18 protein-coding genes and 2 tRNA genes are annotated in these 21686 nt (G+C 40.1%); 12 read left to right on the top strand and 8 right to left on the bottom strand.

Going from position 1 to position 21686, the window contains the following annotated elements; translation table 11 throughout:
• Window positions 1-67: 67 nt before the first annotated feature.
• Both BLP52_RS06730 and BLP52_RS06725 read right to left on the bottom strand, forming a co-directional pair.
• Complete coding sequence (locus tag BLP52_RS06730) at window positions 68-442, bottom strand: MreA family transcriptional regulator (RefSeq protein WP_091709723.1); 375 nt, start codon at window positions 440-442, stop codon at window positions 68-70.
• Between the two features lie 400 nt (window positions 443-842).
• A tRNA-Ile gene (locus tag BLP52_RS06725) sits at window positions 843-916 on the bottom strand.
• Window positions 917-1096: 180 nt separating this feature from the next.
• Here BLP52_RS06725 and BLP52_RS06720 point away from each other — a divergent pair.
• Window positions 1097-1171 (top strand) — tRNA-Ala (locus BLP52_RS06720).
• Between the two features lie 59 nt (window positions 1172-1230).
• On the opposite strand, the gene BLP52_RS06715 is transcribed toward BLP52_RS06720, so the two are convergent.
• On the bottom strand, window positions 1231-2058 hold the full coding sequence (locus BLP52_RS06715; RefSeq protein WP_091709722.1) for an archaellin/type IV pilin N-terminal domain-containing protein: 828 nt from the start codon (window positions 2056-2058) through the stop codon (window positions 1231-1233).
• A 266-nt stretch (window positions 2059-2324) separates the two neighbouring features.
• Between BLP52_RS06715 and BLP52_RS06710 the strand changes: the two genes are divergently transcribed.
• The 4 genes from BLP52_RS06710 (at window position 2325) to BLP52_RS06695 (ending at window position 5604) form a co-directional block, all read left to right on the top strand.
• Window positions 2325-2876, top strand: coding sequence for an FKBP-type peptidyl-prolyl cis-trans isomerase (locus BLP52_RS06710; RefSeq protein WP_238380752.1), 552 nt, complete (start codon window positions 2325-2327; stop codon window positions 2874-2876).
• 12 nt (window positions 2877-2888) lie between these two features.
• The gene (locus tag BLP52_RS06705; RefSeq protein WP_091709720.1) at window positions 2889-3269 is read left to right on the top strand and encodes an OB-fold nucleic acid binding domain-containing protein; all 381 of its coding nucleotides are present in this window, start codon (window positions 2889-2891) and stop codon (window positions 3267-3269) included.
• A gap of 70 nt (window positions 3270-3339) precedes the next feature.
• Window positions 3340-4491: a nucleotidyltransferase family protein gene (locus BLP52_RS06700; protein WP_091709719.1), complete on the top strand. Its 1152-nt coding sequence runs from the start codon at window positions 3340-3342 to the stop codon at window positions 4489-4491.
• 84 nt (window positions 4492-4575) lie between these two features.
• The gene (locus BLP52_RS06695) at window positions 4576-5604 is read left to right on the top strand and encodes a lysylphosphatidylglycerol synthase transmembrane domain-containing protein (protein WP_091709718.1); all 1029 of its coding nucleotides are present in this window, start codon (window positions 4576-4578) and stop codon (window positions 5602-5604) included.
• 4 nt (window positions 5605-5608) lie between these two features.
• Here BLP52_RS06695 and BLP52_RS06690 read toward each other — a convergent pair whose 3' ends face one another.
• On the bottom strand, window positions 5609-7285 hold the full coding sequence (locus BLP52_RS06690; protein WP_091709717.1) for a radical SAM protein: 1677 nt from the start codon (window positions 7283-7285) through the stop codon (window positions 5609-5611).
• Between the two features lie 745 nt (window positions 7286-8030).
• Between BLP52_RS06690 and ilvD the strand changes: the two genes are divergently transcribed.
• The gene (ilvD, locus tag BLP52_RS06685; RefSeq protein ID WP_091709716.1) at window positions 8031-9692 is read left to right on the top strand and encodes a dihydroxy-acid dehydratase; all 1662 of its coding nucleotides are present in this window, start codon (window positions 8031-8033) and stop codon (window positions 9690-9692) included.
• 108 nt (window positions 9693-9800) lie between these two features.
• Complete coding sequence (locus BLP52_RS06680; RefSeq protein ID WP_091709715.1) at window positions 9801-9977, top strand: hypothetical protein; 177 nt, start codon at window positions 9801-9803, stop codon at window positions 9975-9977.
• A 26-nt stretch (window positions 9978-10003) separates the two neighbouring features.
• Here the strand turns inward: BLP52_RS06680 and BLP52_RS06675 are convergent, their stop codons facing one another.
• From BLP52_RS06675 to mtxX, 3 genes are all read right to left on the bottom strand, one after another.
• Complete coding sequence (locus tag BLP52_RS06675; RefSeq protein ID WP_091709714.1) at window positions 10004-11944, bottom strand: hypothetical protein; 1941 nt, start codon at window positions 11942-11944, stop codon at window positions 10004-10006.
• A 226-nt stretch (window positions 11945-12170) separates the two neighbouring features.
• Window positions 12171-12944, bottom strand: coding sequence for a thymidylate synthase (locus tag BLP52_RS06670; RefSeq protein WP_091709713.1), 774 nt, complete (start codon window positions 12942-12944; stop codon window positions 12171-12173).
• Between the two features lie 93 nt (window positions 12945-13037).
• Entirely contained in the window at window positions 13038-13892 is an 855-nt protein-coding gene (gene mtxX / locus BLP52_RS06665; protein WP_091709712.1) for a methanogenesis marker protein Mmp4/MtxX, read from the bottom strand.
• Window positions 13893-13979: 87 nt separating this feature from the next.
• Here mtxX and BLP52_RS06660 point away from each other — a divergent pair, with 87 nt between their 5' ends.
• The 4 genes from BLP52_RS06660 to BLP52_RS06645 all read left to right on the top strand — a co-directional run bounded on the left by BLP52_RS06660 (window position 13980) and on the right by BLP52_RS06645 (window position 19659).
• Complete coding sequence (locus BLP52_RS06660; protein ID WP_091709989.1) at window positions 13980-15488, top strand: replication factor C large subunit; 1509 nt, start codon at window positions 13980-13982, stop codon at window positions 15486-15488.
• 785 nt (window positions 15489-16273) lie between these two features.
• Window positions 16274-16507, top strand: coding sequence for an Lrp/AsnC ligand binding domain-containing protein (locus BLP52_RS06655; protein WP_091709711.1), 234 nt, complete (start codon window positions 16274-16276; stop codon window positions 16505-16507).
• A gap of 175 nt (window positions 16508-16682) precedes the next feature.
• A complete protein-coding gene (locus BLP52_RS06650; RefSeq protein ID WP_091709710.1) occupies window positions 16683-18545 on the top strand; it encodes a DNA topoisomerase VI subunit B in 1863 nt (620 codons plus the stop codon).
• 4 nt (window positions 18546-18549) lie between these two features.
• Window positions 18550-19659 carry a DNA topoisomerase IV subunit A gene (locus BLP52_RS06645; RefSeq protein WP_091709709.1) on the top strand — a complete coding sequence of 370 codons (1110 nt, stop codon included), beginning with the start codon at window positions 18550-18552 and terminating at the stop codon, window positions 19657-19659.
• A gap of 43 nt (window positions 19660-19702) precedes the next feature.
• On the opposite strand, the gene BLP52_RS06640 is transcribed toward BLP52_RS06645, so the two are convergent.
• Window positions 19703-20398 (bottom strand): tetratricopeptide repeat protein, encoded by a 696-nt coding sequence (locus BLP52_RS06640; RefSeq protein WP_162272951.1) that lies wholly within the window; start codon window positions 20396-20398, stop codon window positions 19703-19705.
• A gap of 109 nt (window positions 20399-20507) precedes the next feature.
• Between BLP52_RS06640 and BLP52_RS06635 the strand changes: the two genes are divergently transcribed.
• On the top strand, window positions 20508-21599 hold the full coding sequence (locus BLP52_RS06635) for a mechanosensitive ion channel family protein (RefSeq protein ID WP_162272950.1): 1092 nt from the start codon (window positions 20508-20510) through the stop codon (window positions 21597-21599).
• The last annotated feature ends 87 nt before the right edge of the window (window positions 21600-21686 follow it).

The following is a 21686-nucleotide window of genomic DNA, read 5'->3' as shown; positions in this document are numbered from 1 at the left end:
TGATATACTCTATCTGCAAAAAATAGTTTTTGCTGCATATAGCAGCAAAATATAATTTAATGAAAAGTTATGCAAGTCTTTTCAGTTTTTCAATGTTATTGAGTACAGATCTGCTTTCAAGGAGCACTCTCTGCTCAATGCTCTGCACAATATCTTCCAGTGGAGTAACAAGTCTGTATAATTTAACAGGTCTGCCTTTTCCTTCTGTTTTCTTCTCTTCCCGGATGTCCACCCAACTGTTATCTTTAAGGTATCTCATTGCAATACTGACTTCAGGTTGTCTGAGGCTGGAATTCTTTTCTATTTCACGGGAGGTTATTTCATCTCCACTGGAGAGGCAGGCAAGAGTCAGGGCTACAGGTCTGTTTATATCTAATTTTCTGAGCAATTCTACGATCTCGTACTCTTTTTCACTCATGCCACTTGGTTTTTTCTCTCTCATTGTAAATCACCGATTATATGAATTGGTTCGTTTTGTTCGGATTCGTACTTTCAGGGTTTTTCTTACAGGTGTGTATGTTTTTGGTATTTTGGTATAGTGTTTTTAGTCCTGCCTGTACCCTGAAATATATTGTTTACACTAACCACTATTATAAGTAGTTATTATATATTAATATTTTTTATATTAGAATAGTAAGTCTTCAACATCTATTTTCGATGATATATTATTGGCAATAAAATATCATGTATGTGAATATTTGAGGGGATTACGAAAAGAAATAGCGGAAGAACATGTGAATGATTATGGATAAAAAGCTGAAATACTCAAAATCAAAAACTCATAGTTATTGTTATATGTTAAAAGCTAACTTTGATCAAAAAGAGATTACAGATTTGATTAATGGGCCCGCTGAGATTCGAACTCAGGGCCTCACGGTTATCAGCCGTGCGCTCCACCTAGCTAAGCTACGGGCCCAATTTGCCTGTGTTTCGTGTGTCGCCTTCATCACGCGACACTCCAAATACGCATCCAAATACTTAAACATTTCGCTCGGTATCGAAAAATCAAAAGAATTTTTTTGGAATGAGTTTATTCGTTGTAATTTTTTAGCGTTAGCTTTATGAGAGATAATGTGTTCTAACACATGATATTTCCGGGCTGGTAGATCAGGGGAAGATCGCTACCTTGGCATGGTAGAGGCCTCGGGTTCAATTCCCGACCAGTCCACCACACTATTTTTTATAAACCGGTTTTGTAGTATCGCAGTCTCTATCTAAGGATGTCTCTCTTTAAGGATAAAGTTGCACCGCTTCATAACTTCCAAATGTTGTAGGGAGAATGAAGTCTGCATTTGTTGATGCACCTGCTTCAGGTGTCATTGCCAGATTTATCGTGGCACGGGGAATTAAGTTAAGACCTGAAGATTGCAATGAAGACGTGACATTCATCTCATAAAGCTTTGTATATCCTTTGCTGACCGATGTAGGTGATATTGTAGCTACATAGATCACTACAAAATCTCCTGTTGTAATAACCGGAGAATGCTGTGAGAATGAGTCGTCTTCGTCTCTTATGGTGTCAACTGTAAAATAGTATTTTGCGTTTGTATAGGTCACATTTATTTCTGAATTTCCTATAGTCGTGTTTTCAGTTACGAGTTTGTAAAGATTTACATCCTTATCTGTACTGAAACCTGACATATTTCCATCAAAATCCGCACGTGGTGCAAGACTATTCTTATTACCTGCGTAAATTACATTGTTAGTCTGGTATCCATCTGTGATACTTATGACAAGAGCAGAAAGGTCCACAGGTTCGCTTGCTGCGCGTAATCCCAGGGTTATTTTCAATAGATCTATTGTATTTGCCATATCAGTACTACTGTTCTTTGATCTGAAACCTTCGACTTTCTGTATCATAAGGTTGGATGATACTTCTTTGGTGGCTTCCCTTCCTGTGTGCTGTGCTTCCTGTTGCAAAACTCCGGAAGTTGTTATCAGTACCGCTGAGGCAACAGCTGCAACAAGGACCATTGCGATAAATATAATAAGAGTTCCAATTCCTATTTGAGCATTTGTGTATGAAATAATCTTTTTAATTGAGGATTTTTGCCGCATCAGTTTCACCGGTGACTTGATTTATGACTTGTATTACTAGTAACAATTGCACATTTATATATCCCTCCTTTATATATTAATCTTTTCTTAAGAATTCATATTCGTAAATACATTAACTAACAGCAAAATTGTTTAAATAAAATATTTTCAGTAACCTTATATACCAAAACTCTTCTCTTGTATATCTGTATAAATAATTCTTGGTGTGGGTTATGATGTCTGCTTCCAGTGTTATGAATGTATTAAATGACTAAATTGGTGATAATGTGAAAAAAATATTACTTTTTTTACTCTTGACATGTATGCTGCTGGCAAGCGGCTGTACAGATTCTAACAATTCTGCAAATTCCCGGGTAGTACAAGTTGGTGACAATGTCTCTGTTAATTACACAGGTATGCTTGAAGATGGAACTGTTTTCGACACTTCAATTGCAGATGTTGCTAAAGCAAATGGAATTTATAATCCTGCTAGAAACTATGAGCCATTGTCTTTCATCGTTGGATCTGGTCAGATGATTAAAGGTTTTGATAATGCGGTTATCGGTATGAAAGTTGGTGAAAACAAAACAGTTCATCTCTCTCCCGAAGAAGCTTATGAGGTGAAGGATTACCTTATAGTTCCATATCCAATAGAAACCTTTGAAGCGGCAAATATGACTCCTGTTATTGGAGAAACGATATCTGCTCAGGGTTATCCAGGTGTCATTGTCAACATAAATGAAACAAATGTGACTGTTGATTTTAATAATCGTCTTGCTGGCAAGAATATTATCTTTGACATTGAACTTGTTTCTATAAACAATCCGGAAAATGCCTGATATGGTTTGAGTATGGAAAAAGAAGAAAAGATCGTAGTGATCTTGTTATGCATGGCTCTTTTTTCCCTGGTCATTGCATATACTTTTTTTTATTCTGAAATCCCTGCAGATGAAACTATGCCTTTTAGTTCATCTTCAAGTCCTGGGGATATGGTAATGCTTCAAGGTGATATTCTTACAAAACGCTTTACTTATTCGGGTGATCATCTGTTAATGGATGTGGACTATGGTTCAGGTGTCACTAAAGTTTTTATACCGTCAGACAGCGGCTCAAAAGATGTTGATTCAATGATTAATGTAAATGACCGGGTGCTGATATTTGGAACGGTGTCTGAATATGAAGGTGAACTTGAGATAGTGGTTCATAGCAGCGATGACGTAACAGTTATTTAATTGTATTCATATTCTTTTTAGTTTCATAATCCGCTAAACATATAAGTAAAAAATAACCTCATACTAAAATATGAAAGCCTGTATAATGTGTGGTGGTGAGGGAACAAGGCTTCGTCCCTTAACCTTTGCTCGGCCAAAACCAAGTATTCCTATTCTTAACAAGCCATCAGTCGTACATTTGATCGAGCACCTTTCAAAAGAAGGTTTCAATGATATTGTTATTACTCTCGGATATATGGCTGAAAAGATTGAGGAACAGTTAGGCGATGGAAGAATATTCGGTGTCCATATCGATTATGTCTATGAGGATGAAAAACTGGGAACTGCCGGGGGCGTTAAAAATGCAGAAGAATATCTTCATGACAGTCCTTTCATAGTTCTTGGAGGCGATCATGTACTCAACCTGAATCTAAGGGAAATGTACAGGTTCCATGAAATGACTGATGCTCTGGTCACTATAGGCCTCTTGTCCATCGACGATCCCCGTGAATTTGGTATTGCGGATATGGATGTGAACAACAGGATCAGGCGCTTCCTCGAAAAACCCGGGCCTGGGGAGATATTCAGTAATCTTGCAAGTACGGGTATCTATGTATGCGATCCTGAGATATTTGACTGGATCCCGGAAGGTAAGCAATATGATTTTGCAAAGGACCTGTTCCCAGATATCCTTGCAAAAAAAAGGAAGATTAACGGTATTCTTGCAAGAGGCAGATGGACTGATGTTGGAAGTCCTCAAGCTTACAGGCAGGCACAGCGCTGGATGCTGGAATCACTTCCTGGCACCACTATAGAAGGTCATTTCAAAACACTGGATGCTCGTATAAAGGGTCCTGTGTCCCTTGGTCATAATGTGAGTGTAGGGTCCAATTCTGCTATTGTTGGTCCTATAGTCATTGGCGAGAACACTACGATTGGTGATAATGTTCTTATAGGTCCATATACTACTATAGGATCTAATTGCACGATAAATAACGATACAAGGTTATTGTCATCTTATATTTTCAATAACGTTAGCATTGGCCGGAATTCTAATGTCTCCGGTTCTATCATAGACAATGCTACTACAGTTGGTAATAATTGTAGTCTTGAAAATGGGACCGTGATCGGTCCGGAAGTTAAAATCGAAAATGATGTTACCGTTCACTCTGACGTAAGGATCTGGCCAAAAATATCTATCTCTGCAGGAACAAAAGTAAAAGAAGATATGCTTGGTGAGTGAATTTCACTGGATTGTATCCTATGTTACTGTGAGTTTATGTAACATCATTCATACACATCATACGTCTATATGCAGGTCAGGGTCATGAACAAAATTGAAAAATGGATTCTTATATCTTTGCTAATAAGCCTTGTATCTGGTTTAGTAGTTGTTATATTTACTTTTGATTCTACTACCCTGTCTGCACTCATGCAAATAAAACCTAGCTACATTCTTGCTGCTGCATGTGTGCATGCTCTTAGTTATGTTGTATGGGGTATGCGTACGCGTTCACTTTGTAAAGCATTGGGTTTTGATATTAGCTATGCGAAAGCTTGTGAGATAGTTACATCAAGTACATTGGCAGCATCGATCACGCCTTCTTCTTTAGGCGGTGAACCTGTGAGGGTCCATCTTCTCCATGAAGAAAACATGCCTCTGGGGAGGGCAACGGCTGTTGTTCTTGGAGAAAGGATACTTGATGGTATATTTATTCTGACTTTAGCACCTCTTTCTATCTATGTCATACGTGGTGTACTCAAAGACTCTTATTTTGATGCCATGTTCATCTTTGCAGAACTTGTGCTTATATTCATACTATTTCTTACATTGTATGCAGTATGGAAACCTGAGCCCACTAAAAAAGTAGTTTATATTATTGTAAGAAAACTGGCTCCTCTCCTTGGAAAGAAAACAGATTCTGCGTTGGAAAAAGTTATCTTAAGAGTTGACTCCGAGTTTGAACATTTCCATGACAGCATTTCGATATTACTCAATGAGGGCAGGCTTGGACTTGCTATTGGAATATTTCAGACAATGGCTTTCTGGTTTGTGGATTTTTCAATGCTGTATGTTGTATTGCTTGGCCTGAACCAGCATCCGGATCCATTTATTGTGTTTGCATCACAGGTTATTGTCATGGTTCTACTTGTCATACCTGCAACTCCTGGTTCAAGTGGAGTTGCTGAATTTGCCGGGACAACTGCTTTTTCCCTTTTTATTCCATCATCATTACTTGGAATAGCAGTTATTGCCTGGAGAGCTTTCACTTTCTATATGAATCTCTTTGTAGGCGGTTTTGTCAGTTTCAGGATACTGAAGGATACTGATTTTATCAAGAACTTCCTGAAATAAGTTCTTAGAAACTGATGTATGGAAGTATTTCTTTCTTTCCTGTCCTTTGGGAAAAATCATCTGCATTCTTAAAAGGTAATTCTTTATTAAGATGGATAGCTTGCTTTTTTGCTATTCCCGGGAGTTCCTGTATAAGTGAAATGGGCGCGGTATTGATATCCAGTGGATATGGTATCCCTGTAATAGATCGATGGCCATGTCTCGTTACTGTAACATCAATGTATTCTCCAAGTTGCTGGTTTGCGGGTATTCCTATTAGGAGTGGATATGATCCCATCTGTCTTCCAAAACATATTCTTTCGCTATTTACCTCGCACATCACATCCTTTAGCACAGTACCTGCAGGGATTATCTTTTTCAGCATTGGCATATCGATCTCCTTTCGGATCATTTCCTTATATTTCAGGAATATCTGCTTGTGCTTTCTTACAAGTTCATCATTTCCGTACATGCGGGTGCCTGGAAATGCCATTACTTGGCGGATATTTATCCTGCGAAGCAGCAGGTCTTCATCAAGAACTTTTTTGAGGAACTCGAAGTTTAACTCAAACGTCTTTTTGGATTCTCCCATAAGTCCGTGAACAATATTGATTCCCGGGAGAAGTTCAGGCATTCCGTTTGCTCCTCGGACTCTTCCAACTTCATTTATGATTTTAATAGCTTCAAATATCTCATCAGGCATTGCTTTGAGGCCGTTAGCTCTGACAACTTCCGGATCAGCACTTTCCATTCCAAGAGCAGCCACATCTCCTGATGTATGATATTTTATAATGGTTTTGAAAATCTCCTTGCTAAGTTCGGGATAGGTTGCAATTGTTCCCGGATTTGCATTATCCATGTGAAGGACTTTCAGATCTGGTGCAACATCTCTGATTCCTTTGTAAAGGGAACGTATAGCCTGTGGGTCAGGTTCGGGAATCTCTCCTCCTTTGTCCTTTGCATGATAACTTAAAATATCGGGCTGTCTGCCAATCCTGAAAAATCTTGCGCCATGTTTGTAGAGTTCTGAAACTTCAGATATGACATCTTTAACAGGTCTGTAATCTGAGCTGCCGTAAGAAGGCTCTGTGCAGAATGAACAGTGCTGTTTGCGTCCACATCCTCTGTATGTCTCGATCTCGCACATCACGTTAGGATAGTCGGGATGTTTTTTGATAATGAAGCTGCCTTTTGTACTCCATCTTCCTATTTCTTCAATGGATCTGAACCTGTGATCATAACTGTCAGGGGACTGTGCGTTGTCTCCTGTGATATCAAATACAAAAGCTTCGATATCTTTGCTGGAAATACATGCATCGGTGCTGGTTATAATATCACATTCAGCCCTCTTCCCACCTTCTAGGGAGAATCCAAGTCGAATGGGTCCTCCTAGTATCTTTGTTCCGTTGGTGGCACTGAATATGCTTTCTATTTCTCCTATATTGATAGGTTTTGAACGCAGGTATTTTCCTGGAACAGTCATGCCTGCAAGAACTACAACTATGTCTGCTCGATTTATGAGTCTTGGTGCCTCGGTGATATCTTTGCGCAGACTGTCAATTGTAAAATAGGATATATTCTCTTCCTGAAACCCTTTTTCTCTTAAAGCACCTGCTATGTACCTTATGTAGGGGGATATGTATGGTGGAACTCCGAAACAGGCTGGTTCGTCTACATATCCGTCAATTATTACTGCTTTCATGCTTCTCTTCTTGTTTTTGATTGTAACTTGTAGTTAACTGAATGCTATCTAATATACTCTTCATGTACTATTTCATCAAATGGATACAATATCTAATATACTTTAAAACATATCTGTTTCAATATGTTCATTGCACTATATGTGTTACTTCTGTGCCCATTGATGTCGTTTTCTGAAATGATGTATATATGAGGTCCATCAGTGTTCAGTATGTTTGCATATAGGCCTTAAAGGATATTTAATCAGACGGTATGGATGAAATACATTAAACAAATTACTTTTCAATTGCACCTGTTGTTGAGCTCTATCTGTTTTCTCTGGTTCTTAGCACTAATTATTACATGAGCATTGTCGACAGAATCGGATTAGTTTGAATGGGTGATTAATTTTTTGTATATTTTCTGTATATTTTCTGTATCCTTACTGTATTCTTCAAAGATTAAACTTCATACGTGACGTATTGTGTCATATCATAATGAATCGTATTTTATATGATTGACTTGTATCTCTCAAAAATAGTTCGTACCTGTATGAAAGTGTAATGTTATGAAAATGTATGCTAAATGTGGATTGTTATGCTATGGTATTATTAACAATATTATGTTAGTGTTTGTTATTGAATTTACATATATACATTTACAATGTATTGGAATATCTTGAGTGGCACATACTTCTTATATATTCCTTTTTCCATTACCTATATTAGTTGTAAGCATGCGTAAAAGCAGCAAACGAGGTTTTTCCAATGAGAAGTGACAAGACAAAGAAAGGACTCGAACGTGCGCCTCACCGTTCTCTTTTGAAGGCAACCGGTGTAACAGATTCTGAAATGAAAAAGCCATTCATTGCAGTTGTGAACTCCAGGAATGAGCTTATCCCTGGTCACATTCACCTTGACAAGGTTGCAGAGGCTGTAAAGGCAGGTATCAGAAGTGCCGGTGGCGTCCCATTTGAATTCCATACCATTGGTATATGTGACGGAATTGCCATGGGTCATGAAGGAATGAAGTATTCTCTTCCAAGCCGTGAAGCAATCGAGGATTCAATAGAGCTTGTCCTTCAGGGTCACCAGCTTGACGGTATGGTCATGGTGACTGCATGCGACAAAATAACTCCTGGTCATCTCATGGCAGCAGGAAGTCTTGACATCCCAGCCATTGTAGTCACAGGCGGTCCAATGATCCCTGGTTATGTTGACGATGAACCACGGGATCTTATATCTGTATTTGAAGGAGTCGGAGAATGCCAGTCAGAGCAGGTATCTGAGGAAAAACTGAAGCTTCTTGAAGATTGCTCCTGCAGTGGTGCCGGTTCATGTGCTGGAATGTATACTGCAAACACCATGGCCTGCATGACCGAGGCACTTGGTATGAGTCTTCCGGGATGTGGCACTGCTCATGCTGCGGATGCAAAGAAAATAAGACTTGCAAAAGAATCTGGGGAACGAATTGTTTCCATGGTCAATGAAGGCCTAAATCCACGTAGCATAGTCACACTGAACTCATTTGAGAATGCCATAATGGTCGATATGGCAATCGGTGGCAGTACAAATACTACACTCCACCTCCCTGCAATTGCCCATGCTTTTGGACTTGAACTAACTCTTGATGTCTTTGACAGGCTTAGCAGAAGTACTCCTCATCTTATTTCCCTTAAACCAGGTGGGGAAAACTATATGCTTGATTTTGAGCGGGCCGGTGGTGTCCAGGCTATTATGTCCAGACTCCAGTCCCGTCTTAATCTTGATGAAAAAACAGTTAATGGAAAAACAGTTGGTGAGAATCTTGCTGACCTGGTAATCATTAATCCAAAACTCAATGCAAGGATCATGGGTACAATGGAATCTCCAATTCATAAGGAGGGTGGAATTGCTGTACTTAAAGGAAGCCTCGCTCCTGATGGATCAGTTGTCAAACAGGCAGCAGTTGATCCCAAGATGTTAATACATAGTGGTCCTGCAAGGGTATTTGACAGTGAAGAAGATGCAATGGCTGCAATTCTTGCCAGAAAGATCGTTGCTGGCGATGTTGTGGTTATACGCTACGAAGGTCCAAAAGGCGGTCCTGGTATGCGTGAAATGCTCTCTCCAACTTCTGCTATTGCAGGTATGGGACTCATCGACAAGGTTGCTCTTGTAACAGATGGTCGTTTCTCCGGTGGAACCAGGGGTCCATGTATTGGCCATATCTCTCCGGAAGCACAGGAAGGCGGTCCGATTGGTCTTGTAAGGGAAGGCGACATAGTCGAAATAGATATTCCTGCAAGAAAGCTTGATCTGGATGTATCTGAAGAAGAACTTGCAGAGCGCAGGAAAACATTTGTTCCTCTGGAAAAGAAAGTTACCGGTTATCTTGCAAGATACAGAAAATTTGTCAGTTCCGCAAACAAGGGCGCTATAATCGAGTAATGCCCTTTGATTATTTTTTATATTTCAAATAGCAGACATTTCTTGCCTGCAATCTTTTTTTATGGGTGACCGACGGTTTTTTGATTAAAGATCACGTGATTATTTCTTATGGAACGGGTAGGTATTTGCTCTATATGTGGCTCAGCATCCAGTCTGAACACATGTGCTCTATGCGGCAGGCTTGTTTGCAATAATTGTTTTGATCATTCCCGTAATGTTTGCAAACAATGTTCATCCGGAATTATCCTTTCAGAAATGTCCTCTGAAAGGTCAGGACTTATCTGATGTGCTAATTCAGGTGTTCATTATGTCTATTTCAACCTGTGAAGCTGTTCCACACCATTTTCCTGCTTGAGTATTAATATCTCTCTTGCAACCAGTTCCTGTATCTTCTTGTCAATATCTTCCTGGCTGAACTGGCGTGATACAAGGCTCTTGATGATCTCTTTTTTAACTTTAGCTCCACGCGGCATGTACATTAGAATATTGGTTTCCAGTTTGTCAGGTTTAGTTCCTGTTCCATTATTTGTATTATTTTGTGAACCCGGGTTTTGCATCTGAGGCTCTGTACTTTGCATTTCCGGAATGTTTTCCGGTCCTGCGTTAAATGGTGGCATCGCTTCTTCAGTAACAGGTAGTATTTCGGGTGTTTTCATTTCCTGCATCGCAGATTCTGTATCATTCGCTGGGAACAATGGTGCCGTTTCTGGTGTTTGTAGTTCTGGAATTGCAAACGCTGTCTGTCCTATTTCTTGTTCCTGTGTTTTGAATTCCGGCATCTGGAACTCCGGTTGTTGTATTTCCTGTTCCGGTGTTTTGAATTCCGACATCTGGAACTCTGGTTGTTGTATTTCCTGTTCCTGTGTTTTGAACTCCGGCATCTGGAACTCCGGCTGTTGTATTTCCTGTTCCTGTGTTTTGAATTCCGGCATCTGGAACTCTGGTTGTTGTATTTCCTGTTCCTGTGTTTTGAATTCCGGCATCTGGAACTCTGGTTGTTGTATTTCCTGTTCCTGTGTTTTGAATTCCGGCATCTGGAACTCTGGTTGTTGTATTTCCTGTTCCTGTGTTTTGAATTCCGGCATCTGGAACTCTGGTTGTTGTATTTCTTGTTCCTGTATTTTGAATTCCGGCATCTGGAATTCCATTTGTCCCATTTCCTGCTCTGGTGGTTTTATTTCTGGCATTTTGAAATCCGTTTGTGCCGTATCAGATTCCGGTAGTTTCAGTTCCGGCATCTGGAACTCTGCAGGTTCTGCCTCCTGCTCCGGTGTTTTAAATTCTGGCATCTTGAATTCCTGTTGTTGTGTTTCCTGCTCAGATGATTTGAATTCTGGCATCTTGAATTCTGGCTGTGTTGCATTTTGTTCAGAGAGAATAGATGGTGAGATTTCTGGTTCTTTAAAATCATTGGTTTCCAGTTCAGTTTCCTGATTAATTCTTTCTGCAACCAGTTCAGAGAGTTTATGTTCGCGAGAAATTTCGTCATTTCCTTCATTTTGCACTTCAGTCTCAGGTATGGATGGGCTAACTACTGCTTCATTATTTTCATTTAATAATGTGCTTTTATCGGGAATGATTTGTTCCTCTGTGATGGCAATTTCCATTGGTGTTGGTTCCTGTATGCTGGTTTTGAACAATGGTGCAGTGTCAGCAGCTTCTGGAAGGTTTGCAGGCATAGTTTGTTCAGAATTTTGTATTTCACTAATTACTGGCTCTTCAGTTTTCACACTTTCAATGTATGGTTCATTGATGGCAGACTCCTGCACGTCTTCCAAAGTTATGCCAACATCGGTCTCAATAAGTACGGGAATATTTGTGTGGTCTGCACTAATGCCTTCAATTATGTCTGGGGTACTAGTATTCTCAGCTGGAATTTTATCAATGGGTATGGGTTCTTGACTTTCATGTGTATCAATAGTTTGTGTAAGATTGTCCTGTAGTTCCGGGAATGATTCAGGAATGTCCTGTTCCATGGAGTTTAAGGATTCCTGCATCAAAGGTTCATTCTCATGTACAGTATTCATTCCCGCAAGTTTGCTTTCCATCTCTTCAAGACGACTGAATATTGTATTAACATCTTTTTTTAGAATACTGAAACCTTCACTCCAGGGGACGACTTCTTCAGAAGAGAAATTCTCTACAGCATCTAGTTCTCTTTCTATAAGCTTTCTGATGAACAAACTTTTATTTTCAATTACGTCCAGTTTGTCAAAAAGCTCATCGGACATGCTGATAGTAAGTCTTTTCATAGTATATCTCTCCTTGAATGTCTGATTAGTGGAATCACATTAATGTATGCATGAAGCATACATATATAATTATCGAATTTATATTTTAAAATTTATGATTGTTGCTTATTGTGTATGATTTCAAAATAAAAAAAGTAACAAAAGAACTGATGCAATAGCTGGATTAAATCCCGTAAAAAAAGTAAGCTTGCATGCAGTGTACTAAAAAAAGAATATGAATGTAAGATCACATGGATTTCTTACATTCCGGGCAAGCCTTGCCTCTGGTTGTTTGGATGAATGAGTGTTTTGGTGTTATGCATTTGCATAATGGGCATAACTCACTTGTCTTGAATATCTTTTCCACTGCCTGCAGATCAGTGTCATAGATATGTGTATCCCATCCTGTTGCAATAAGTGATTCAATATCATAATTCAGGTCATTTTCTCTGAATACCTTTTTGAATCCTTCCACAATAGCAGGGATATTTGCAGGGAATCCACCAAAAGCGTCCCATGACCTGTAAAGCAGATATATCCTTACCTGTGTATCATTTAGTTGTTCTAATTTGTAGGCTATCCAGCATGGCTGGTCTTCAAATTTAGGGATGTGCACTTCATTTTCCCAGAGTACGCCTACATGTCTTCTTGATCCTGGTCTCAGGTTCTTCACATTGGCATTTACACTATCATATGCAGCCTGTCCGTACCTGAACAACTGTTTAGCATAACAATAGTCAAATTTTCTTTTATCATCATCTTCCAGGGAATTGTACCAGTCTGCGTATTCTTCAGTAAGTTCTTCCTTATATTTGGCTATCAGATTCTCTCCAAAGGGTACAGCAGGGCTAACCTGATTGTTGTTCACGTCCTCAATATATATGGTGGCATGGACCCTCTTTGTCATTGTCTTATAGTCCGGCTTATGCTCCTCTCCCTTCTCATAGATCTCACGGATCAATTGAGACCATGCAGAAGCGATTGTTTTTCCTTTTATCAGTACAGCTTCCATATCGCTCATTCCCTATGAATTATTAATTACCGCAATATCATCCCTATGGATAAAATGAATTTAATAAATTAGATTGTATGCATCCTGTATAAAATATTGTTGTCACTGGCTGTCAGTATTTGCCTCTTGCTTGCCAACCAGTGCACTGGCAAGCATTATTGCCTTGGTATAGTGACCTCCGACTCTGGATGTGTCAACAAATACGTAATCATCCATCAGTATCGGTGCTCCAAAACCATATCCTCCACCCAGGAATACAAGGGTCCTGAATATCAGATTTCCTGAAATCCCATCCGGGGCAAGTATGAAATTCGCTTCTTTTATTGCATCTTCTATTAGGATGGTATAATGTTTGGCATCGATTCCCTGTTCTCTTATCCTGTTTACGATGAAGTCTCCTTCAGCCAGGGTCTGGTCAACACGGCTGTTACGTCCAAGGTCGCCAAGTCTTCCACCGGATAATATTCCAACAACCGGTTCAATGTTAAATCTTCTTATATACTCAACACCAAGCTTGATGAATTCTATCTTGTCAGCCAGTTGGTTTCCTTCATCGATTCCAACGGGTGCTATAAAAAAAGGTGTTCCATCATTAGTCTGCAATAATGCTATTCTATGGAGGCTTTCCTGGTTCAGTATCTTCTTGAGATGTGATAATGTTTGAGAGGCTCCTGCTGTTCCTCTGACCGCAGCATCCACATATCTGGACTTGAGCAGGTCTCCCAGGGTTCTTTCGGGATCGTTCGTTCCTATTATCTCAAGGTCTGTACCTATATCTTCGATCTCTTTTTTGTTACCTACCAGCATCACATGTGCATATCCTGCAACGTGTGCATCCCTGGCACTCTTCAGCATTTTGGGACTTGGATTGCGTACTCCTATGGCAACTCTTGCCCTGTTCTGCAATGCCCTTTTTTCTATAAGGCCCAGGAGATTTTCCGTGCTTTTTGATCCCATGGATGATACCTCTACCATCAATAATATCAATCAGAACAACAAAGTGGTGCAAACATTAATTACTTTTCCTGAATATTGGGTAATAACATGACTGTGCAGATGGAATGGGCAGAGAAGTACAGGCCAGTCTCACTGAGCGATGTGGTTGGCCACAAGAAAGTGATAGATGATCTCAGGAACTGGGGCGAGCAATGGGAATTTGGAATACCTGAAAAAAGAGCAGCAGTACTGCACGGTCAGGCAGGTATTGGTAAAACCTCATCTGCACATGCGCTTGCCAGAGATATGGGCTGGGAGGTCATTGAGCTTAATGCCAGTGACCAGAGAACTGCAGGTGTTATTGAAAAGGTTGCAGGCTCTGCATCTACGATGAAAACTCTTACTGGCACTTCTGATAAGAGGCTCATAATTCTTGATGAAGCTGATAATCTTCATGGTAATAGTGACCGTGGAGGTGCACGCGCAATAGTTGATGTTATAAAGAAAGCCAGTCAGCCCATTGTCTTGATAGCCAACGATATCTATGGACTTTCATCCACTTTACGTTCTTTATGTCTTGAACTTAAATTTGGTTCAGTACAGTCCCGCTCAATGATCCCTGCACTAAAGAAGATCGCTGCACAGGAAGGTGTTATGTGCGGTGTGGGTGTGATCGAGAAAATCGCAGAATCCGCAGATGGCGATTTCAGAAGTGCTGTAAATGATCTGCAGGCTATTGCAATGGGTCGTACTGAGATTAATATTGAGGACATTTCAATCTCAGAACGCGATAATAAAGAATCCATATTCAAGGTGGTTGGAAGGATATTCAAAGGCAAGGATGTTTCATCTGCCCTGGAGGCAACTTATAACCTGGATGAAACACCGGAGGATCTTATCCACTGGGTTGATGAAAATATTCCGTACCAGTATACTGGTAAAGGTGAGGAAGCTTTGACTTCCGATATTATTACTGCATATTCCTATCTTTCCCGCTCAGACCGTTTCCTTGGTCGTGTTCGCAGACGCCAGAACTATCGCATGTGGCGTTACGCAGGCATGCTCATGACTGGCGGTACGGTAGTTTCTAAATCCAGAGTGCGTGGAGGATTTGTAAAATATCAGCCACCTTCTCTCTGGCGTAAGATGGGACAGATGCGTTCAAGGCGTAATATGAGGAATAACATTGCTGTGAAAATTGGTTCTCATTGCAATGAGTCAATGCGATATTCCCGTCTTGAGGTAGCAGGTATGTATTCCCGTCTAATTCAGGAAGATGAATATGCTGCGGATGTTGTTGCTGTTCTTGGGCTGGATATGGATGAAATGCTTCACATGGCTGGAGCAAAGAAGGTTACAAAAAAGCTCCAGGCGATCTACGATGAGGCACAGAAAAAGCGCCAGGTATTCATCCCTGCAGATGAGCCCGCATTTTTTGTCGAAAAGGCTGCACCAAAGAAGGATCCTTCTCAGCTTAGTTTTGATAGTCTGCCAGCATCAGATAGTACTTCTTTAGATGCTGCTTTTGGAAAAGACTCTGCTAAGAATAATGACTCTTCAGCACCTGCTAAGAAGGAAGTTGCAGCAAAACCACAAAAAACATTATTTGATTTCTGATCTCACCGAGGTTGGATTCTGATTTGTGTTTTTTGTATAACTCCACTTCAATCGGCTTTACTGCAAATTATATACTATGTATCCTGTATATCAGAGCATACACTATTTGATATCTATTCTTCTATGCATATATGCATTTGTGAATATTTAATTATTCATATTGCGTAGTATCTCTCTGTATTTGATGGCATATGCTGCTGTTTATTATTGATGCTCATTCTTCTTTCTTGTCTCAAAGTTTTGGGTCTCAATCTAGTCCCCTATAATTGTTCTATTCGCAGACTTGTTTTCAAATGAAGTGGCTGTTTTAATGAAATATCATCATCTGCTTTTATTTTGATTGTTGTATTGTTCTGTATGAATTGTGTAACATAATGGAAAAAAGTGGTCTGTTATTTTTATAAAACCAATGTATGCATTTGTATGATTTATCATACTTCTATGTTCATAATAATTGATTCTTGGAGTTTATATTGTATAATATGAAAAACAGCTTTGGCTATCTGGTTGTTTAATGTTTTAGATAAGAAAAGTGGAGTGGAGTATGAGCGGGTTGGGGAGTGGGGGTTATTGTCAAAAAGAGGATAACCCGCTCATCAATCATTAGTATGATATTCTTGGTATATAAAGATTATCCTCATACTCATCATTATGATGAGGTAAATTTTAAAATAAGGTGATTGATTGCGAAAATACTTTTATACTTTTTCCTGCTTATTTGAGCCTCAAATGTATTATTGAAAACGTCTAAATACTTTGCATCCTACTTCTGTCTAAGTGATACAATGGTAATAGGCGTAACTATGGTAAATGTACTGCCTGGTAGTGAAAGGGCAGCTTTTAACGAACTCAACAGAATTGAGGGTATAAAGGATATATATCATGTTTTTGGAGAATATGACTTTGTTGTGATCATTGAGGTTGGTGACCTTGGAAGTCTCAATAGCATAGTCGATCTTATACGTGAAACCGAGTCAGTCACTGCGACTCAGACAATTGTGGGAGCAGAGCTGAAATAAATCTCATCTCTCTTTTAATTTTAAGCACATTCACTGCAAATCATAGAGTTTTCTCTAAAACAGGATCCTGGAAAAGACATATCCTTGATCCTGAAAAAACATTTTTATATATTCCCGGTTATTGTTTTCTGGTCACAAGGGATAGTGATCAATAACGGACGAGGATGATACTTTTATGGATAATCCAATTGCAGAAGAACTTGCCAAAAACCAGAAATCAATAAGTGTTGCCGAGTTTTTTGAAAAGAATAGGCAAATTCTGGGTTTCGACTCAGCCCCGCGCAGTCTAATAACAACTGTCAAGGAAGCAGTGGATAACTCCCTTGACGCATGTGAGGAATCGGAAATTCTCCCTGATATTTTCCTTCACATAGAACGTTCGGGAAAAGATAACGTTGTAATTATCGTAGAAGACAACGGACCTGGTATCATCAAAGAGCAGATCCCAAAGGTCTTTGCAAAACTCCTCTACGGTTCAAGGTTCCATGCTCTGAAACAGAGTCGTGGTCAGCAGGGTATAGGTATATCGGCATCGGTACTTTATTCGCAACTGACATCCGGTCATCATACAAAGATCATATCTAAAATTGGTCATGGAATGCCTGCTCATTATTACGAGCTAATGATAAATACCAGCACCAATGAGCCTGAGATACTCAAAGATGATGTGGTGGACTGGGACAGGCCGCATGGTACTCGCATTGAAATGGAAATGGAAGCTTCCTATGTAAAGGGAAGACGCCAGTCTATCTACGAGTATCTGAAAGCTACGGCAATCGTGAATCCTCATGCAAGAATCACCCTTATCGAACCTGATGGGAACCAGGAGACATTTGAAAGGGCAACAGACAAACTTCCTGTCCCTGCAAAAGAGATTCTTCCACACCCTCATGGAATTGAACTGGGTACTCTCATGAAAATGCTGAGGTACACTGAAAGGCAGAAACTTTCCCCATTCCTGCGTTATTCTTTCTCAAAGATCGGCCATCTTGCCGCAGAAGAGATATGCAAGGCTTCTGGTCTCGATCCGGATCTCGATCCTCATGAGATGACAAGAGAACAGTCCCGCAAGCTTCTGGATGCATTCTCAAAGGTAAAGATAATGGCTCCTCCTACGGATTGCCTTTCACCTATCGGTGAGGACCTTATCTATAAGGGACTTGAGAAGGAATTCAGTGTTGATTTCATCGCCACCACTACCAGAAATGCATCTGTATTTTCAGGCAATCCTTTCATCGTAGAAGTTGGAATTGCCTTTGGCGGCGAACTCCAGAAAGATGACCGTGTGGATATCATGCGTTTTGCCAACAGGGTTCCTCTCCTGTATCAGCAGGGAGGATGTGTTATCACTCATGCAATAGAGTCTGTTAAGTGGAAACAGTATGGTCTGAATCAGCCAGGTGGCGGACTTCCAACAGGTCCTGTGGTTATTCTGGTTCATGTAGCCTCAACTAATGTTCCGTTCACATCAGAATCAAAGGACGCGGTTGCAGAAATACCTGAAATTAAAGATGAGATAGAACTTGCCATCAAGGAAGTTTCCAGAAAGTTAAACAGGTATCTCAATAAGCGTGATAATCTTAAAAAGAGACGTGAGAAAGAGATTATCATCACAAAAGTGCTGCCAAAGATGGCCAGCAAACTTGCTGAAACTCTTGAACGTGACATTCCTGACATAAACCCTGTAGTTGCAAAGGTTATGGGTAATCTTCTGGTAGACAGAATTGTAGAATCAGATGGCAATGGAGGTGCAAAGATCTCCATCAGGGCTAAGAATTACACCAGTAAAAAACAGGATTTCAATGTACATGACATGGTACCTTTTGAAATCAAAAATGCGGTACCGGAACCCAAGGTGATAAGCATGGGTAGTGATTTTGATTATATATGGAAGTTAAGTGTTTCTCCAGGGGCATCCAAGGTCCTCAGTTACTCTGTAGCAACACTCGGTGAGGCTGAGATCGCGAAATTACCCACTTTGATAGTGGAGGGTCTTGATGAAGAACTTGTTACTGGTGCAAAAGCTATCAGGGGGTAGATGAATGGCAGATAATATTTCTCCGCAGAAAAAAGAGCATGATGAAATTGCAAGTGGCCGTTTGCTCGGCCTTGCAGGTGAACTGTATGATCAGTTCACTGACGAGGTAGTTCCAAATGTATCTCTTCCCAGTCGTACAAAGGCTAATATCGAATACAGTGAGGATAGTGATGTCTGGGTCTATGGTGACAGGGAAACTGAAAGAAGTGCCAAGACTGTAAAAGGTGCTTTCCAGTTATTGAAAACCAGTCATGTCATAGATTTCCTGGTAAAGAACCATCTCGGGCAGAACAGGGGGTCTACTTTAAGAGAGCTGTACTATATCTCAGAGAACTGGGATATAGCAAAGTTCCGTGAACAGCCTGAAAGTGACAGGCTAATTGAAGACCTTGAGATTATTTCCGGTCTTCAGAGGGAATATTTCCACATGCGTCCTGAAGAGGACGGTGCAACTATGTTCGGTCCAATACGCCTTCGTGAAGAAACTAAGCGTGGAGACCGAATAATTCATTGTCAGGAAGATATAGGTGAAAGTGGTTATCAGATACCGTTCAACGTTGAGAATATCGAATTCCTTGACACGGATGCAAAATTCATCATTGCAGTTGAGACTGGTGGTATGTATGCAAGACTTATCGAGAATGGTTTTGACGAAAGAAATGATGCTATTCTTGTGCACCTTAAAGGTCAGCCCGCACGTTCCACACGCCGTATCATCAAAAGAATGAATGAGGAGATGAATATTCCGGTAGTTGTCTTTACTGATGGTGACCCATGGTCATATCGTATCTTTGCATCGGTGGCTTATGGTGCTATTAAAAGTGCCCACCTTTCAGAGCATATGGCAACACCTGGTGCGCAGTTCGTTGGTGTTCAGCCATCAGATATTGTGGAGTATGAATTATCCACTGATAAACTCACGGACAAGGACGTTGCGGCTCTCAGGAGTGAACTTACAGATCCAAGGTTTGCCAGTGATTACTGGAAAGAGCAGATAAATCTCCAGCTTGAAATTAACAAAAAAGCCGAACAGCAGGCCTTTGCAGGAAAAGGTCTGGATTTTGTGACGGACCGGTATCTTCCAGAGCGTCTGACAGATCTGGGTATTCTTTGATACCCTTTTCACTTTCTTTTTTGCTTATTTCTATCATTCATCCTTAGTCAGGCCTGAAGTTCCTGCATATGGCATTTTGAGAGATCAACATTGCTTTTGTGTCTTTGTGCTGGCACAGCTTATTTTTATGGAAACGACATGTTCCGCAGCAGTACACTCTCCGGTTAATCTTGTCCCGAACTATCTTCTCTTTAACAAGGTCTTCACCGAAGCCTTTGTAGTATTTGATATCTTTTTGGCTACATTTCATCTCATATGCAAGTAGTGTGCTCACTGCCGGTGGTTCCCATAGGGTGTAGATCTGGTTAACAGCAAGTTTCTCTATTGGTATTCGGGTTTCTATGCGAGGTTTAATCTCTTCTTTCCCGTCGACGATGCGCGTAAGATTTTCAACATGCAGTTTGATTTTCTCATTATCTGGTTGCTGTTTCAGTGCCCTGTTCATAAAAGTAAGTGCAGCCTCAAAGCGTTCCATTTTCTTCAATGTCAGAGCTTTGTTATAAAGAGCAGGGAGATGTCTGGACATGTTATATTGTTTGAGTATTTTATCATAACACTCAATAGCTTCGTGGAATTTTCCTTTCTTATACAGTAGCATGCCCTTGTTATTGAGTGCAACCGGGTTGTTAGGGTTAAGTTCAAGTGCCAAGCCAAAATAATGCAGCTTCTTTTCAGGATCCTGCTCATTAAGCCCTTTATCTATCCACATGTCTGCAACATCAGAATTGCGTTCTTTCATTACTCGCATTATTTTCAGTTCCCTATATATCCTTCTTGCTAGTTTCCCACTCTCTAAACCTTTTGGTAGTTTAATAAAGTTTATATATGTTTTATTCAAACCAAGCTGCATGTTTCTGAACAATACGATTCCTGTTTACATCAATCAATTTGTGCAGTCCCATTCAGGAGCTTTCGCTTCGGACATTATGGCTGCAACAGTTGTGATCATTGCATCGGTTGTACTGGCATTTATTGCAGATATTTTATTTGAAAAAGTCTTCATGCATTACGCTGCAAAGACACGTTATGACTGTGACGACCTTATTGTTGATGCACTTAAAAAGCCAATATTCTATACGGTTGCATTTGCGGGAGCTTTCATAGCTGCAGAAATAATGTTTCCTGGAAATGCTGCTATAGAAATTATTATGGGTCTTCTTCTAACAGGTCTGGGTATCCTGTGGATATTTGCACTCCTGAAGATAGACAAGGTCCTTTTCAAACATGTATTCTCTCATCTTGTCAGGAAAACCGATACCCGAATGGATGATGAACTTCTGCCTTTGTTAAAGAATATAGTTGATGTGCTCATTGTGTTCTTCGGTATCCTTGCAATATTAAAAGGTGTATGGGATGCAGATATACTGCCTCTTTTCGCATCAGCAGGTATTGTTGGATTGGCAGTTGCTTTTGCTGCACAGGACACGATCTCCCAGTTCTTTGGTGGTCTTTCTATTTACTTTGACCAGCCTTTCAAGCCTGGTGACAGGATAGAGATCGATGATGGTGAGATAGGCATCGTCCAGGAAGTCGGTATTCGCAGTACAAGGATCAAGAATCTCTATAATAACATGATCGTAATTCCAAACAGCATAATCGCTAACAGCAAAATCACCAATTACACTTCTCCTGAAGAGACAATGATGGTCAAAGTCTCAATTGGTGTTGCTTACGGTTCAGATGTGGAGAAAGTTAGAACTATTCTAACCGATATTGCAAAAAGTGTAAATTTTGTCCTTGATGATCCGGTACCTTATGTCAGGTTCGATAATCACGGTGATTTCAGTCTGGACTTTGCTATGATCATGTGGGTAACTCATCCCGGAGAGAAGTTTACTGTAATAAACGAGGTCAATACCAAGATCAATGCTGAGTTTGAGAAAGAAGGCATTGAGATTCCGTTCCCTGTAAGGACAATTATCCATCAAAATCCGGAATAAAGTAAATTTAGTGTTTTGAATTGATGCAGGGTTCTGCATTAATTCATATTTGTGCTTTTGACTCTCTTTTTCTTTTTCTTAAATCAT

This window comes from Methanolobus vulcani (genome assembly GCF_900100715.1).
Taxonomy (GTDB): Archaea; Halobacteriota; Methanosarcinia; order Methanosarcinales; family Methanosarcinaceae; genus Methanolobus; species Methanolobus vulcani.
The sequence above is the reverse complement of the archived record's forward strand: the minus strand, read 5'-3'. Positions and strand labels throughout refer to the sequence as shown.